General features: G+C 63.9%; 15 protein-coding genes. 6 read left to right on the forward strand and 9 right to left on the reverse strand.

The window, feature by feature from the left end:
* Positions 1-29 precede the first annotated feature (29 nt).
* The 4 genes from A9K65_RS05560 to A9K65_RS05575 all read left to right on the forward strand — a co-directional run bounded on the left by A9K65_RS05560 (position 30) and on the right by A9K65_RS05575 (position 3,481).
* Positions 30-893, forward strand: a complete 864-nt coding sequence (locus A9K65_RS05560; RefSeq protein ID WP_064992592.1) for an ABC transporter permease — start codon at positions 30-32, stop codon at positions 891-893.
* Entirely contained in the window at positions 893-1,705 is an 813-nt protein-coding gene (locus A9K65_RS05565) for an ABC transporter permease (protein ID WP_024504751.1), read from the forward strand. Before A9K65_RS05560 ends, A9K65_RS05565 begins: the two co-directional genes overlap by 1 nt.
* Before the next feature lie 10 nt (positions 1,706-1,715).
* Positions 1,716-2,477: a glucose 1-dehydrogenase gene (locus A9K65_RS05570; RefSeq protein WP_064992591.1), complete on the forward strand. Its 762-nt coding sequence runs from the start codon at positions 1,716-1,718 to the stop codon at positions 2,475-2,477.
* A gap of 296 nt (positions 2,478-2,773) precedes the next feature.
* Positions 2,774-3,481 carry a hypothetical protein gene (locus tag A9K65_RS05575; RefSeq protein ID WP_013528937.1) on the forward strand — a complete coding sequence of 236 codons (708 nt, stop codon included), beginning with the start codon at positions 2,774-2,776 and terminating at the stop codon, positions 3,479-3,481.
* A gap of 147 nt (positions 3,482-3,628) precedes the next feature.
* On the opposite strand, the gene A9K65_RS05580 is transcribed toward A9K65_RS05575, so the two are convergent.
* The 9 genes from A9K65_RS05580 to A9K65_RS05620 form a co-directional block, all read right to left on the reverse strand.
* On the reverse strand, positions 3,629-5,137 hold the full coding sequence (locus tag A9K65_RS05580) for an aldehyde dehydrogenase family protein (protein ID WP_064993000.1): 1,509 nt from the start codon (positions 5,135-5,137) through the stop codon (positions 3,629-3,631).
* Positions 5,138-5,297: 160 nt separating this feature from the next.
* Complete coding sequence (locus tag A9K65_RS05585; protein WP_013528939.1) at positions 5,298-5,642, reverse strand: cupin domain-containing protein; 345 nt, start codon at positions 5,640-5,642, stop codon at positions 5,298-5,300.
* Between the two features lie 23 nt (positions 5,643-5,665).
* Positions 5,666-6,007, reverse strand: coding sequence for a cupin domain-containing protein (locus tag A9K65_RS05590; RefSeq protein ID WP_064992999.1), 342 nt, complete (start codon positions 6,005-6,007; stop codon positions 5,666-5,668).
* A 17-nt stretch (positions 6,008-6,024) separates the two neighbouring features.
* The gene (locus A9K65_RS05595) at positions 6,025-6,375 is read right to left on the reverse strand and encodes a cupin domain-containing protein (protein WP_024504745.1); all 351 of its coding nucleotides are present in this window, start codon (positions 6,373-6,375) and stop codon (positions 6,025-6,027) included.
* Positions 6,372-7,646 (reverse strand): glycosyltransferase, encoded by a 1,275-nt coding sequence (locus A9K65_RS05600; RefSeq protein WP_064992590.1) that lies wholly within the window; start codon positions 7,644-7,646, stop codon positions 6,372-6,374. Before A9K65_RS05600 ends, A9K65_RS05595 begins: the two co-directional genes overlap by 4 nt.
* A gap of 13 nt (positions 7,647-7,659) precedes the next feature.
* The gene (locus tag A9K65_RS05605) at positions 7,660-8,733 is read right to left on the reverse strand and encodes an ABC transporter ATP-binding protein (protein ID WP_027163035.1); all 1,074 of its coding nucleotides are present in this window, start codon (positions 8,731-8,733) and stop codon (positions 7,660-7,662) included.
* Positions 8,730-9,524, reverse strand: coding sequence for an ABC transporter permease (locus A9K65_RS05610; RefSeq protein WP_063169496.1), 795 nt, complete (start codon positions 9,522-9,524; stop codon positions 8,730-8,732). The genes A9K65_RS05605 and A9K65_RS05610 overlap by 4 nt, the downstream gene beginning before the upstream one ends.
* Complete coding sequence (locus A9K65_RS05615; RefSeq protein ID WP_064992589.1) at positions 9,517-10,359, reverse strand: ABC transporter permease; 843 nt, start codon at positions 10,357-10,359, stop codon at positions 9,517-9,519. The genes A9K65_RS05610 and A9K65_RS05615 overlap by 8 nt, the downstream gene beginning before the upstream one ends.
* Positions 10,360-10,462: 103 nt before the next feature.
* Positions 10,463-11,527, reverse strand: a complete 1,065-nt coding sequence (locus A9K65_RS05620; protein WP_064992588.1) for a spermidine/putrescine ABC transporter substrate-binding protein — start codon at positions 11,525-11,527, stop codon at positions 10,463-10,465.
* 238 nt (positions 11,528-11,765) lie between these two features.
* Between A9K65_RS05620 and A9K65_RS05625 the strand changes: the two genes are divergently transcribed.
* Both A9K65_RS05625 and A9K65_RS05630 read left to right on the forward strand, forming a co-directional pair.
* Positions 11,766-12,704, forward strand: a complete 939-nt coding sequence (locus A9K65_RS05625) for a GntR family transcriptional regulator (RefSeq protein WP_063169494.1) — start codon at positions 11,766-11,768, stop codon at positions 12,702-12,704.
* Positions 12,705-12,714: 10 nt separating this feature from the next.
* Positions 12,715-13,998, forward strand: a complete 1,284-nt coding sequence (locus A9K65_RS05630; protein WP_064992587.1) for a glycosyltransferase — start codon at positions 12,715-12,717, stop codon at positions 13,996-13,998.
* Positions 13,999-14,001 lie beyond the last annotated feature (3 nt).

Genomic DNA, 14,001 nt, shown 5'->3' on the forward strand with positions numbered 1-14,001 from the left:
ATGCCCGCCGGCACCGGGGCAATCTTTCCATGCACGGCAGCCGTCTTCGTAGGAATTTTCTGACCGCCATGCTGCTCGGTCCGGCGACCGCGTGGCTGGTGGTGTTCCTGGTGCTGCCGTTCATCGCCATCGCCGTGTTCAGCGTCGGCGAACGCGCACCGGAAGGCGGCTATCAGGCCGCCTTTACGCTGGCGCAATATGCCAATCTTCCGGCGCGGGCGACCGCCTTCTGGAACACCATGGTGCTGGCGCCGGTGGGAGCGCTCGCCTGCCTTCTCGTCGCTTATCCCGTTGCCTACTATCTCGCCTTGCGCGCGCCGCAGCGCTGGCGGCTGATCCTGCTCGCGCTGGTCGTCATTCCGTTCTGGACCAGCCTGCTGATGCGGACCTATGCCTGGATGTACATTCTGGGCGGGCGCGGCATTCCGGCGCTGCTCGCCTTTGTCGGCATCGAGGATGTCAGGCTGATCAACACGCCGGGCGCGGTGCTGCTCGGCATCGTCTATGGCTACCTGCCGCTGATGATCCTGCCGGTCTATGTCAGCCTCGAACGGCTTGACCGCAGGCTGCTGGAGGCCTCCGCCGATCTCGGCGCGACACCGCTTTCGACCTTCCTCGGCGTGACACTGAAACTGTCGCTGCCGGGCGTCATGACCGGCTTCTCGCTGGTCATGATCCTGCTGCTCGGCGAATATCTGATCCCGACGCTGCTTGGCGGCGGCAAGGTGTTCTTCATCGGCAATGCGCTGGTCGATCTGTTCCTGCAATCGCGCAACTGGCCGTTCGGATCGGCCATCGCCATCACGCTGGTGCTGGTCTCGGTGGTGGTGCTGATTGCCGCAAACCGCATTTCGACCCGGGTTTCGGGCGCGCGCCGGGTGGATCTGATCTGATGCGGGCTTTCGTCATTGCGGTGTTCGCTTTCCTCTATCTGCCGATCGCGCTGGTGGTGCTGTTTTCTTTCAACGCCGGCCACCATGCCAGCGAGTTCACCGGCTTTTCGGTGCAATGGTACGGCAAGGCACTGGCGAACCCGTTCCTGGTCGAAGCGCTGAAGAACAGCCTGTTCATCGCCACCACCAGCGCTTTGCTGGCGGCGCTGTGCGGCACCGCGGCGGCACTCGGCCTGGCGCGCGTCGGCGTGCGGACCCGCGCGGTCTTCGACGCACTTCTGGGCGCCGCGATCGTCGTTCCGGGCGTCGTCATCGGCATTTCGACTCTGGTCGCGCTCGTCCAATTGTTCACCGTCGTCAATCCGTTCCTCGCCTCGATCTGGCCGGACGATCAGCCGCCGCGGCTGGCGCTCGGCTACGGTTCGATCATCGCGGCGCACGGGCTGTTCTCGATGGCGCTGGTGACGATGATCGTCGGCACGCGGCTCGGCAGCCTCGACCGCAATCTGGTCGAGGCGTCGAGCGATCTCTACGCGACGCCGTTGACGACGTTCCGCTCGATCGTGCTGCCGCAGATCATGCCGGCGGTCGTTGCCGGCTTCCTGCTCGCCTTCACCTTCTCCTTCGACGATTTCATCATCGCCTTCTTCGTCGCCGGCGCGCAGACGACGCTGCCGATCTATGTCTTCGCGTCGATCCGGCGCGGCGTGACGCCGGAGATCAACGCCATCGCGACGATCGTGCTCGTCGCTTCCGTGCTGCTCGTGGTGCTTGCCCAATGGCAGTTGCGCCAGCGCAAGCCGTCGAACTGAAAGCCGCATCATGATCCTCAAAGACCGCATCGCCGTGGTGACAGGCGCCGGCTCCGGCATCGGGCGCGCCGGCGCCATGATCATGGGCAGGGAAGGCGCGGTGGTCGTCATCGCCGACAGGGATCAGGCCGCCGGCGAAGCAACGGCTTCGGACATCCGCGCGATCGGTGGCCAAGCCGAGGCGATCACGACCGATGTCGCTGATGATGCGGCGGTCGAACAGCTCATTGCCGGCACGCTCGACAGGCATGGGCGCATCGACATCCTGCACAATCACGCCGGCATCCAGATCGGCGGCACGCTGACCGAAGTGGAGGTCGGCGGCATGGATGCCTCGTGGCGGGTCAATGTGCGGGCGCAGTTCCTGGCGGCGAGACAGGTCATGCCCTCGATGATCGCGCAGGGCGGCGGGGTCATCCTCAACACCGCCTCCAATTCGGGCGTGTTCTACGACCGCGAGATGATTGCCTACGCAACTTCCAAACATGCGGTGGTGGCAATGACACGGCAGATGTCGCTCGACTATGCCCGGCACAATGTGCGCGTCAACGCGCTCTGCCCGGGATGGGTCGACACGCCGTTCAACGAACCGTTCATCGCCCAGATGGGCGGACGCGGGGCGATCGAAACCTATGTCCGCACCAAGATCCCGATGGGCCGCTGGGCCAGCGCCGATGAGATCGCCGAAGCGATCCTGTTCCTTGTCTCCGACCGTTCATCCTTCATGACCGGCCAGGCGCTGGTAATCGACGGCGGTGAAAGTATCGGCTGAGCCTTTTGCTTTCGCTATCAACTCCCCTCAAAGCTTGTCCGATATACCACGCAAAGACTTTCACCCATGCCGCTGCTTGCCGGCAGGACTATAGTCCTGCCGGCATGGGACTTCAGTGCCATGGCCGTCCAAGAGCGTGAATTTGTGTTTGATATCAGTCGGTTAAGTTTCTGGCCGGGTGCCAGATCGCGTATTGAGACAGCATTTGTCTAAAGTTTACTCTGCACTATTAGCAATTCCTCATAGGACGGTCGCTTAGCGGTCGGGCCAGGGCGACGATTCCCGAGGAGATTACCATGACAAACCGGAAAACTCTGCTGGCGGCGCTTGCTGCATTGGCGCTCCTGGCATCTCCGGCGCTCGCCGGCAATGGGCACGGCGGTGGCGGTGGCAATGCCGGAGGCAACGGGCACGGCAACGGCGGTAGCAATGGCAACGGCGGCAATGGCAAGAGCGGCGCTTCGCACGGCAAGTCGTCGTCGGCCCCCGGCCAGGTGGCCAAAGCGGACGACACCACGGTCGACAAGACCACCAAGGTCTCGTCCGTGCCCAAAGGCAAGAACATCCACGCCAAGCTTGGCCGGGTGAGCTCGCTGAAGCGCAACATCAATGCCTATATGAACTCGAAGAGCAAGAAATTCGCCGCCCTTCAGGCATTCGTGACGCAGTCCGCCAAAGCCAAGGTCGCTCAGGCCGCCGCCGACGCAGCACAGGCTAAGCTGGATGCGCTGACGTCCCTGACACCCGATCAGATTGCCGCGATGTCGCCCGAAGATCAGGCGGCCCTGCCTGGGAAGATAGCTGCTCTGCAGGCCGAGGTCGCTGCCGACAACGCTGCTGCTGCTGCGGCCGCGGTCGGCACCGATGATGCATCGCTCGACGCGGCATTGGCGGATATGGCCAACAAGCCCGTCGACGCTGCGGTCACGTCCTGGGCTCAAGACGTCCTTGCCGGCAAGATCGACCAGACGGCTGCCGCGATGCAGACGGAAACGACGCCGTAACGAACCGCCGCCGAAACGGTAGTGGTCAGTCAAAGGCAATGCCGCCGGGTTTCACTCGGCGGCATTGCCTTTTCCCGCTCATGGTCGGGCTGGCTATCCAGGGATAGCCACCGAGCTGGCGTCCAGGGATAGCCAGGCTCGAAACACTCAGACATGCTTGCGGCCGCCGGTTTCGCGGAACCAGCTGTCGGGATAGGGATACCACCAGTCCTGGATCGCAGGCTTGTGGTCGATGATCACCATTTTGGAGCGGCGGAAGGCGTCGAGCCCCTGGCGTCCGAGCTCGCGGCCAAGGCCCGAGGCCTTCCAGCCGCCGAACGGCAGGGCATCGTTGTCGATCAGCGGGTTGTTGACCCAGACCATGCCGGCTTCGAGCCGTTCAGCCGCCTCGTGGGCTTCGGCCAGATCCGATGTGAACACCGAAGCGCCGAGCCCGAACGGGCTGTCATTGGCAAGCCGGATCGCCTCGTCGAAATCCCTGACCCGGCAGATGGCGGCGACGGGTCCAAAACACTCTTCGCGCACGATCGCCATATCAGGGGTGACGCCGGTCAGGATCGTCGGTTCGTAGAACCAGCCGATGTTGTGCGCCGGCGGGATGCGCCCGCCGGTCACCGCCTCGGCGCCATGGGCAATGGCGTCATCCACAAGGCGCATCACTTTGGTCCGCGCGCTTTCGCTGACCAGCGGGCCGATCTCGGTCTTGTCCATGCCGTTGCCGATGCGCAGCGCCCGCGTCCTTTCGGCGAACAGCGCGACGAAGCGGTCGTGCACGGAATCGACGACGAAGAAGCGCTCGGCCGAAGTGCAGACCTGGCCGGTGAGGTGGAAGGCGGCGGTGACGCTGCCGGCCGCCGCGATCTCGAGCGGGGCATGCTCGCTTATGATCAGCGGGTCGCTGCCGCCGGCCTCGATGACGCACGGCTTCATGCGTTCGGCGCAGGCCACCGCCACCGCCTTGCCTGCGGCGACCGAGCCGGTGAAGGCAACGGCATGGGTGCGGTCGGAGGCGATCAGCGCCTGCGCTGTGGCCGCTCCGCCGGGCAGGCAGGAGACCAGCCCCTCTGGCAGCAAGCGGAACACGGTCATGTAGTCCAGCGTCGATAGCGTCGTCGCCTCGGCCGGCTTGATGATGCAGGCATTGCCGGCGGCGAGCGATGCGGCGACCGTCCAGCACATCAGCAGGATCGGGAAATTGTAGGGCATGATGTGTACGGAGACGCCGTAAGGTTCGTAGCGCGCATACTGGAACGAACCGGCCTGCGTCGTGCCGGCGATCTTGCCGGCATCGTCGCGCGCCATCTCGGCATAGTAGCGGAAGATCGGCGCGCAATTGGCGATCTCGCCGATCGCTTCGGGGTAGGGTTTGCCCATCTCGCGCACCATCAGCTCGGCGCAACGCGTGAAGTCCGCCGCCTCGATGGCGTTGGCGACGGCATGCAGTTGCTTGGCCCGGCTCTTGGCGTCGAGCTTCTTCCAGGCGGCCTGCGCCCTGGTTGCCGCCGTGAGCACAGCGTCGATCTCGCCCTCGCTGGCGGCGGCAATGGCGCCGACGGTTTCCAGCGTCGCCGGATCGATCACCGGTTTTGCCGCGCCGGCCATCGACCGGTAGTCCGGATTGACGAAGAAGGTTGGCCGGTCAGGAGAGATATCCATTTTGTCCTTCTCCATTTATGGAGCCTTTTTGAGAATTCGTCCTGCCGAGGCAGATGGCGTGGCTTTCGAGAACCGGAGCGCAGCGGACATTTAGTCCGTGAGCACCGGAAGCGCAGAAAGCCGCGTCAGGTGTCCGGCAGGGCAGAATTATCGAGAAGGCTCAGCGGATCATGTAGACCTTCTTGATTGTCTCATGGACGGTGCAGACGCCCTTCCAGTCCTGCGGGAAGAACGCTGCCGTATCCGGCTCGATCTCGATGACCTCGCCGGATTCATGCACATAGGTGCAGCGCCCTTCGAGGAAGTGGCAGAACTCGTCGCGGGTGACATGGCAGTGCCATTTGCCCGGAGTGCAGACCCAAAGCCCGCATTCGGAGCGGCCTTCCGGCCCCTTGTACAGCAGCTTGCCCGAGGTATGGGATTGGCCCTCGATCATGGTCGGGATGACGCCCCAGTCGACGAGGTCGGTAATGGTAAGCGGGGATTTCATGATGGGGGTTGTCATATCGATTCCTTGGAAATGAGTGCTCAGCGGCACATGAAAGCCTTGATCAGCGTTTGCGTGATGATGGAGATGCCGGTCCAGCCGGCGGGGAAGAATACCAGCGTGCCGGCCTCGACCGCGATCTCCTCGCCGTCGTCATGGACATAGCTGCCGCGTCCCGACAGGAAGTGGCAGAATTCGTCCGCGCCAAAGGTGACCTTGCGCGTGCCCGGCGTGCACGTCCACAGGCCGCATTCGCTCGATCCGTCCGGGTTCTGCGCCAGGATCTTGCCCGAAGCGCGCGGCGAACCGGCGAGCGTGTTGCTGCCCGCGCCCCAGTCTTCCAATTCCACGGCCGAAGCCTTCGGCCAGTGCGGTGTCGACATGTCATCAAGCTCCGTGGTCACGCCAGCATGTAGACGTTGCGCATCGTCTCATGCACGGTGCATTCGCCTCTCCAGCCGGCAGGGAACATGACCACGGTGCCGGTGGAGACTTCTATCACCTCACCGACATCCGACCGGTAGGTCGCGCGGCCGGCGACGAAATGGCACAATTCGTCGCGCGGGATACTGAGGCGCCAGCGGCCTGGCGTGCAGACCCAGATGCCGGATTCCGGCTGATTGTTTGGCCCTTTGTGCACGAGCCTGCCGGTCGAGTGCGAAGTGCCGCCGAGCGCATCCGGCTGGACGCCCCAGTCGACGAGATCGGTGCGGGTGGAGGCCTGGTGGAGGTGTGGGGCGGAGGAGGTCACAGCAGCGTCTCCAGCAACCCGGCAGCTTTCTCCGGGCCATTCTGCGCGCGCATCCGCGCCGATGTCTTCGCCAGCTCGGCTTTCATCTTCGGGTCGGTCAGGCAGGTTTCGATCCTGGCAACCAGCTCGGCATCGGTCCAGTCGTAGCGCGGCATGCCGAAGCCGTGGCCGGTTTCCTCGACGCGGGTGGCGTTGTCGTGGCCGTCCCAGACATAGGGCATGATGATGGCCGGTTTGCCGAAATAGAGGCACTCGGTGAACGAGTTGTTGCCGCCATGGTGGATGACGGCATCGACCTGCGGGATGACCGAGGGCTGCGGAAACCAGCTGTCGACAATGACGTTGCCGGGCACGTCCGTGTACTGGTCCTTGTAGCCGCCGACATTGACCAGAGCCCTGTAGCGCGTCTTGCCCAATGTCGCGATGATGCGCTTCAGCAGCTCGACATCGCCGGCGCCCAGGCTGCCGAAGGAGACGTAGAACAGCGGCCCATCATTGTTTTTGGCGAAGGTCGGCACCGCATAGGGCTTTTCCTGCCGCACGCAGCCTTCGAGATACTGGAATTTTGCCGGGTCGAGCGGATGGCGGCGCTTGAATTTTGCCGCTTCCGGGTAGAGCAGCAGGTTCAAATAGGGCGAGGCTTCGAAGAACTGGCCGATCGGATAGGGCGCCTCGTGGTTGGCGGTGAGGAAGGCGTTGAAGTCGTCATGGATCGGCTTGATCACCGCATTGAAGTGGTCGCGGTAGCGCTGGTGGCCGGCATGGTCGTTCTCGCCGCAGCCGGAGAGATGGGGCGGGATGTCCTCGTCCTCGATCTCGTTTTCCGAACACGAGATGACGCGCACCCACGGCTTGCCGTACTGCTTGATGGCCGGGAACAGGATGACGTTGTCGACGCAGATCACATCCGGCTTGATGGCTGAGAGAACGCGCGGCAGATCTTTCTGCGCCCATTTGGCGCTGTCGACGATCGCCGTCCAGCAATCCTTGACGTAGTTGTCGACCTGGTCGTAGGGCGATTTGCGGAAGTTCGGGATATGGCCGTTGATGAAATCCTCCCAGAATTTCGCCATCTGCTCGGGCGGCATCGGCTCCGACAGGTTCACCGGATGCGCCTCGAAGCCGTAGCCCTTGTAGACATCGACGAAGCCTGGGTCGGACAGGAACACCGCCTTGTGGCCGCGCGCTTCGACTGCCTGGGCGATGCCGACGGAATTGAGCGCCGGGCCGTAGGCGGCTTCTGGAAAAAACGCGATCGTCTTCTGCGCCATCAGGCTTCTCCTGTCATTCTGCGAAAATTCTGACATCGGCGGCATCCCAGCCGAGTTCGACCTGGTCGCCCGACGAGACCGGCCGGCGGTCGGCGGCATCTGCGGTGACGCGCACCAGGAACGGCTTTGGCGACAGGGGCGTGCGGACATGCAGCTGCAGGTCAAGCCCCTGATAGGCCAGCGCCTCGACCGTGCCGGTGATGCGGTTGGCGGTTTCCGCCGATGGGAATAGCCGGATGCGCTCAGGGCGCACCGAAGCGACAGCGGATGTGCCGGGCGAGAGCGTCGCCGGAACCTTGCCTGATATGCGTGCGCCATTCGTGGCCACAACGCCATCGGCGGCGGCTTGGCCCGGCACGAAATTCATCACGCCGATGAAGTCGGCGACGAAGCGATCGGCGGGGTGTTCGTAGATCGCGTGCGGCGTGTCGCATTGCAGCAATCTGCCGTCTTTCAGCACCGCCATGCGGTCGGCCATGACGAGCGATTCCTCCTGGTCATGGGTGACGATGACGAAGGTGATGCCGACCTCGTGCTGCAGGCGCTTCAATTCCAGCTGCATGGCGCCGCGCAGTTTCTTGTCGAGCGCGCCGAGCGGCTCGTCGAGCAGCAGCAGCCGGGGCCGCTTGACCAGCGCGCGGGCGAGCGCGACGCGCTGCTTCTGGCCGCCCGACAATTGCTCCGGCTTGCGGTCGGCGAAGGGGACGAGCTCGGTCGTCGCCAGGATGGCATCGACGCGGGAGCGGATTTCAGCTGTTGGCAAACGTTCCATCTCCAGGCCGTAGGAGACATTGGCGCGAACGCTCATATGCGGAAACAGCGCATAGGATTGGAACATCAGATTGACCGGCCGCTTGTTGGGCGGGGTTTTGGCGATGTCACGTCCGTCGAGCAGGATGCGCCCGTCATTGGGCGTCTCGAAACCGGCCAGCATGCGCAAGAGCGTGGTCTTGCCGCAGCCGGACGGGCCGAGCAAAGCGAAGAACTCGTTCTCGCGGATGTCGAGCGAGATGCCGTCGACAGCCGTCACCCTGCCGAAATTCTTCGACACATGATCGATGGCCAGCAGAGTGCGGGGTTCGCTCATTGGCCGATGATCCCACGGTTGAGCCGCTGCGACAGGGTCAGCGCGGTGATCGAGACCGCCATGACGATGGTCGCCAGCGCGTTGATCTCCGGCGTGATGCCGAAGCGGATCATGGCGTAGATCTGCATCGGCAGCGTCGTCGAGGCGCGACCGGCACCAGCGGTGAAGAAGGCGATGATGAACTCGTCGACCGAGAGCGTGAAGGCGAGCAGCGCCCCTGCAATCACCGCCGGCGCGATGACCGGCAATGTCACCCGCCGGAAGGTGGTGAGCGCGGAGGCGCCGAGATCGGCGGAGGCCTCGACGATCGACCAGTCGAAACTCTTCAGCCGCGCGCGCACCACCGAGCAGACGAAGGCGAGGTTGAAGACGACATGGGCGAGGATGATGGTGTGCAGGCCCATTGTCAGGTTGAGCATGGAGAAGAACGAGAGCAGCGCGATCGCCAGCACGATGTCGGGAATGATCATCGGTGCGAAAATCAGCGCTTCGAGGGCCTTGCCGTATTGCCGGCGCATCTCGATGCCGATCGCCAGCAGCGTGCCGAGCAGAGTGGCGATCGCGGTCGAGACCAGCGCCACGATCAGCGTGTTGAGGGCCGCGGAGAGGATGGCGCTGTTCGAGGCCAGCGAGACATACCATTTCAGGGAGAAGCCCGACCACGCCGTCGGCAACCCGCCTTCGTTGAAGGACAGCGCCACCAGCACGGCGATCGGGATGTAGAGGAAAGCGAAGACCAGGCTAAGCACGAGCCAGAGCGTGCGCCGCGTGGCAGGGGAGCGCTCAGCCATCGGTGTCTCCGCCGGCTTGCGTGACGTGACCCGAGGCGCGATTGGCGGCCAGCGCTTGCGCCATCAGTACCAGAAGCATGATGGCAATCAGCGCCATCGCCAGTGCCGCCCCGAAAGGCCAGTCGTTGGCGGTCAGGAACTGGTCGTAGACGAGGTTGCCGATCATCTGGAAGCGGCCGCCGCCGAGCAGCGCGGGCGTGACGAAATTACCGATCGACAGCACGAAGACGAAGACCGCGCCGGCGGCGATGCCCGGTACGGTCAGCGGCAGGATGACACGACGGAACGTGGTGGCTGCCGAAGCGCCGAGATCACGCGAGGCCTCGGCGAGTTCCGGGTTGAGCCGCGACAGCGGCGCGTAGCAGGCGAGGATGACGAAGGGCAGGTAGTTATAGACCAGGCCGGCGATAACCGCGCCTTCCGTATAGAGCATCGATGGCGGCTCGCCGGTGTAGCCGAACCAGCGCAGCAGCTGGGTAATCAGGCCTTCGCGGTTGAGCAGCACGATCCAGGCATAGGTGCGGATCAGATAGTTGGACCAGAACGGCAGCACGGCGAAGAACAGGAACACTGGCTGCCACCGACGCGGGGCGGCTGCGATGGCGTAGGCGGCGGCATATCCGATCACCACAGCGATCAGGGTCGCGGTGCCGGCGATGCGCGCCGAATTGAGGAAGACGCCGGCATAGAGCGGGTCGAAGACCAGGCCGAAATTCTCCAGCGTGAAGGTGTATTCGATGCCGCCATAGATGCCACGCCGGAAGAAGGCGAGCGCCAGTACCAGCGCGCACGGCACCACCATCAAGGCCGCGAGCCAGGCCAGCGCCGGGGCCATCAGCAAGGAGGAACGAAGTCTGGTTGAGGACACGATTGGGTACCGCATTCAGCGGCCGACGGCGGAAACCCGCCGTCGGCCGTGGTCTCTGATGTGCCGCCGCTTACTGTGCAGCCTTGATCTCGCTGACGATCTTCGAATAGTCGCGCTGGGCGTCGCCGACGTCACGCAACTGCTCGAATTTGACGAGATCGGCCACCGGCATCGCCATGTTGGGGAATTTTGCCAGAAAATCGGCCGGCAGGCTTTCCATGGCCGGCTTGTTCGGCACCTTGTAGTCGATGTTCTGCGCCGCCCAGGCGTGGTTCTTGGCGTCGAGCATGAAGTTGATGAACTGGAAGGCGGCGTCCTTGTTGGCGGAGGCCTTCATCACCACCATCGTGTCGACCCAGAGGTCCGAACCTTCCTTGGGAATGACGTATTTGATCTCCGGCTTTTCGGCGATGCCGTAATTGCACCAGCCGTCCCAGGCCTGCACCATCAGTGCCTCGCCGGACACCAGCTTGGAATAGAAGGTGGTGTCGTCATAGGCGAGCAGGGTCTTCTTGGCCGAGATCAGCAGATCCTTGACCTCGGCCATCTTGGCCGGATCGGTTTCGTTGACCGAATAGCCCTTGTCGAGCTGGCCGGCGGCCAGCAGCCAGCGGTCGGTCGCCAGCATGGTGGTCTTGCCCTTCAATTCGTCGGAGGGCGCGAGCAGGTCGCTCCAGCTGGCCGGTGCGACCTTCATCAGATCCGAGCGATAGCAGAGGCCGGTGGTGCCCCAGGTGTAGGGCACCGAGAAGGCATTGCCGACATCGTGCGGCAGCTTGGCTGCTTCCGGATAGAGGTTGGCGAGGTTGGGGATCTTGGCGTGGTCGATCGGCTCGGTCAGGCCGAGCTTGTTCAGCACCTCGGCGAAGGGTGAGGAGACAAAGACCACGTCATAGCCCTTGCCGCCGGCGGCGATCAGCTTGCCCATGATCTCTTCATTGGTGGCATGCACCACCACTTCGCCCGAAACGCCGGTTGCGGTCTTGAAGGTGGCCATGGCGTCGGGTGCCATGTAGCCGTCCCAGTTCGAAATGACGAGGTCGGCAGCCATCGCCGGTGCGGACAGCGCCAAGGCCAGGCCAAGTGCGATCGAAGATGTTTTCAGCGCACGGCGCCGCAGGCTGGTAGCGGTCATGACAGACTCCCATTCGGTTGATCGTCGAATTTCATTCGCCGGACCAACGCTTGCGACCCTTGCCGCTGCCTCGATCCTGTTCCCTCGGTCTTTTTCTCGCCGATTGTGTTGACAGTACTATTGCAGAAAAAAGTACGTCAATCCATAATTTGTCAGACGACCGAGGAAACTGGCCGATTGCGTCCGTTCGGGCGATCGGTCAAAGCAATGCGGTCATCCGTTTTCCGCTGGATCAGCCATGCAAGCCGCAGCCAGACGACCCCGCACCAACCATCTTGATCTGGCGCAGCGCATCCTGGATGTCGCGCGCCAGCGCGGCTTCGAGCCCGGTGCACGCTTGCCCGAGCAGCAGATCGCGTCGCTGTGCAATGTCTCGCGCACGCCGGTGCGGGCGGCACTCGGCCTGCTCGCGGAACGGGGCGTCGTGCGTTGGGAGGCGGAATCCGGTTATCATCTGGCCATCGACCTCACCGCGCAGGCTTCGGTCGCCACGGAATTGCCCGCTGCCGAGGAGGACGAGTTGGCCGAGGCGATCCTGCGCGACCGCTCGGCGCGGCGACTGGACCAGACGGTGACCGTCGCGGGATTGATGCGGCGCTACAGTGCCGAGCGCAAGACGGTATTAAAAGCGTTGAACAAACTGACCGAAGAGAATCTGCTGGATCGTGCGCCTGGCCAGTCCTGGCTGTTTCGGCGCACGCCCGACGATCCGGAAGCGCAAGGCGACAGCTACGAGTTCCGCTTGCTGCTCGAGCCCGCGGCCATCCTGACGCCCGGCTTCAGGCTGGACGGCGCGCGGGCGGCGACGTTGCGCCAGGCTATGGAAGCGCTGGTGACGCTGCCGGACGCCGCCTTCGACACACGCGAGTTCCAGCGATTGGACATCGATTTTCACGGCATGCTCGCCGAGGGCAGCGCCAACCGCTTCATCGCCGACGCGCTCGCCGATCACCTCAGGCTGCGCCGGCTGCCGGGCATCTATGCCGGCGTCAACGTCTTCCGATTGCGGCAATCGCTGCGCGAACACCTTGTCATACTCGACCATCTTGAAAGCCTGCAGTATGAGGTGGCTGCCGATCTGCTTCGCATTCATCTGCGGCTCTCCCGCAACCAGCGACCGCAAGCGGCCAGCCGCGGGGCTCCCGCGCTGTTCGGCACGATCAGCCGGCCGGAATGACGAGGATTAATTGACGCGTAAAGCCAGCCCGACCATCGCGCTGTTTCCCGAAGCAAGCTTCGGCGCGGCGTTGAATTGCGTCGGCATCGCGCAGGCTCTGCGTGCGAAAGGCGCCCGGCCCGTCTTCATCTGCCATGCCGGTTTCTCCGGCGTCTTTGCCGACTATGGTTTCCAGGAATACCAGCTGCCAACCGACGAGCCGCTGAGCGAGAGCCAACGCCAGAGCTACTGGCAGGCTTTCGTGCGCCGGCACCTGCCGCATTTCAGGCTGAGCCCGATCGACCAGCTCGAGACCTATGTCGCTCCGACCTGGCAGGCCATCGTCGACACCGCGGTCAATGCCGAGGCGCCGCTGCGCCAATTGCTGGCACGGCTCAAGCCGGATGCCGTGGTGCTCGACAATGTCATCATGTTCCCGGCGATCGCCGCAGCCGGCTGTCCGTGGGTGCGCGTCGTCTCCTGCGCCGAGACCGAGCTGCCGGACGCCAATGTGCCGCCCTATCTGTCGGGGCTTGGCGTGGACGACCCGCAACGCGCGGCGTTCGAGGCCAGGTATCTGGCGGCTTGCGCGCCGGCGCATGACCGCTTCAACCGCTTCCGGGCGGATGCCAGACTGGGGCCGCTGCCGAAGGGTCAGTTCCTCGAGACGTCGCCCGATCTCAACCTGCTGCTGACGCCGACGATCGTGCGCCGCGAGCGTGCCGAGCCGCTCGACCCCGCGCGCTTCATCTATCTCGAGGGCTGCGTGCGTTCGGAAGGGCCGTTCGAGGTGCCGGTGTTCCCGCGCAATGGCGGGCCGCTGGTCTATGTCAGCTTCGGCAGCCTGGGCGCCATGGATGTCGGCCTGATCGAGCGCATGCTGGTGGTGTTCGACAGGCTGCCGGCCCGCTTTATCGTCAATGCCGGCGGCCTGCGCGACGCCTATCGCGCAGTGCCCGACAATGTCTATCTCGACGCCTGGTTTCCGCAGCCCTCGGTGGTGGCGAAGTCGGACCTGTTCATCCATCACGGCGGCAATAACAGCTTTTGCGAAGCGCTGCGCTTCGGCGTGCCGTCACTGATCATGCCCTATTGCTGGGATGGACACGACAACGCGCAACGCGCCGAAGAGACCGGCACCGGCGACCATATCGGCCGTGATGCCTGGACCGAAGGAGTGTTGGAGAAAGCCATTCTCGGCCTGCTGGCCGACGATGCCATGCGCGCCCGCCTCAAGGACAATGCAGCCCAAATGGCGCTGAAACCCGGAACGGATGCGGCCGCGCAAGCCATACTCTCTCTGATCCGGATTTGAACG

Origin of the sequence: Mesorhizobium sp. WSM1497 (assembly GCF_001672455.2) — a bacterium.
Taxonomy (GTDB): domain Bacteria; phylum Pseudomonadota; class Alphaproteobacteria; order Rhizobiales; family Rhizobiaceae; genus Mesorhizobium; species Mesorhizobium ciceri.

Coding starts and splice junctions, on each gene's coding strand:
- A9K65_RS05565 (WP_024504751.1), top strand. CDS start 893: ATGCGGGCTTTCGTCATTGCGGTGTTCGCTTTCCTCTATCTGCCGATC.
- A9K65_RS05620 (WP_064992588.1), bottom strand. CDS start 11,527: ATGACCGCTACCAGCCTGCGGCGCCGTGCGCTGAAAACATCTTCGATC.
- A9K65_RS05580 (WP_064993000.1), bottom strand. CDS start 5,137: ATGGATATCTCTCCTGACCGGCCAACCTTCTTCGTCAATCCGGACTAC.
- A9K65_RS05560 (WP_064992592.1), top strand. CDS start 30: ATGCACGGCAGCCGTCTTCGTAGGAATTTTCTGACCGCCATGCTGCTC.
- A9K65_RS05585 (WP_013528939.1), bottom strand. CDS start 5,642: ATGACAACCCCCATCATGAAATCCCCGCTTACCATTACCGACCTCGTC.
- A9K65_RS05590 (WP_064992999.1), bottom strand. CDS start 6,007: ATGTCGACACCGCACTGGCCGAAGGCTTCGGCCGTGGAATTGGAAGAC.
- A9K65_RS05610 (WP_063169496.1), bottom strand. CDS start 9,524: ATGGCTGAGCGCTCCCCTGCCACGCGGCGCACGCTCTGGCTCGTGCTT.
- A9K65_RS05605 (WP_027163035.1), bottom strand. CDS start 8,733: ATGAGCGAACCCCGCACTCTGCTGGCCATCGATCATGTGTCGAAGAAT.
- A9K65_RS05600 (WP_064992590.1), bottom strand. CDS start 7,646: ATGGCGCAGAAGACGATCGCGTTTTTTCCAGAAGCCGCCTACGGCCCG.
- A9K65_RS05625 (WP_063169494.1), top strand. CDS start 11,766: ATGCAAGCCGCAGCCAGACGACCCCGCACCAACCATCTTGATCTGGCG.
- A9K65_RS05570 (WP_064992591.1), top strand. CDS start 1,716: ATGATCCTCAAAGACCGCATCGCCGTGGTGACAGGCGCCGGCTCCGGC.
- A9K65_RS05575 (WP_013528937.1), top strand. CDS start 2,774: ATGACAAACCGGAAAACTCTGCTGGCGGCGCTTGCTGCATTGGCGCTC.
- A9K65_RS05615 (WP_064992589.1), bottom strand. CDS start 10,359: ATGGCCCCGGCGCTGGCCTGGCTCGCGGCCTTGATGGTGGTGCCGTGC.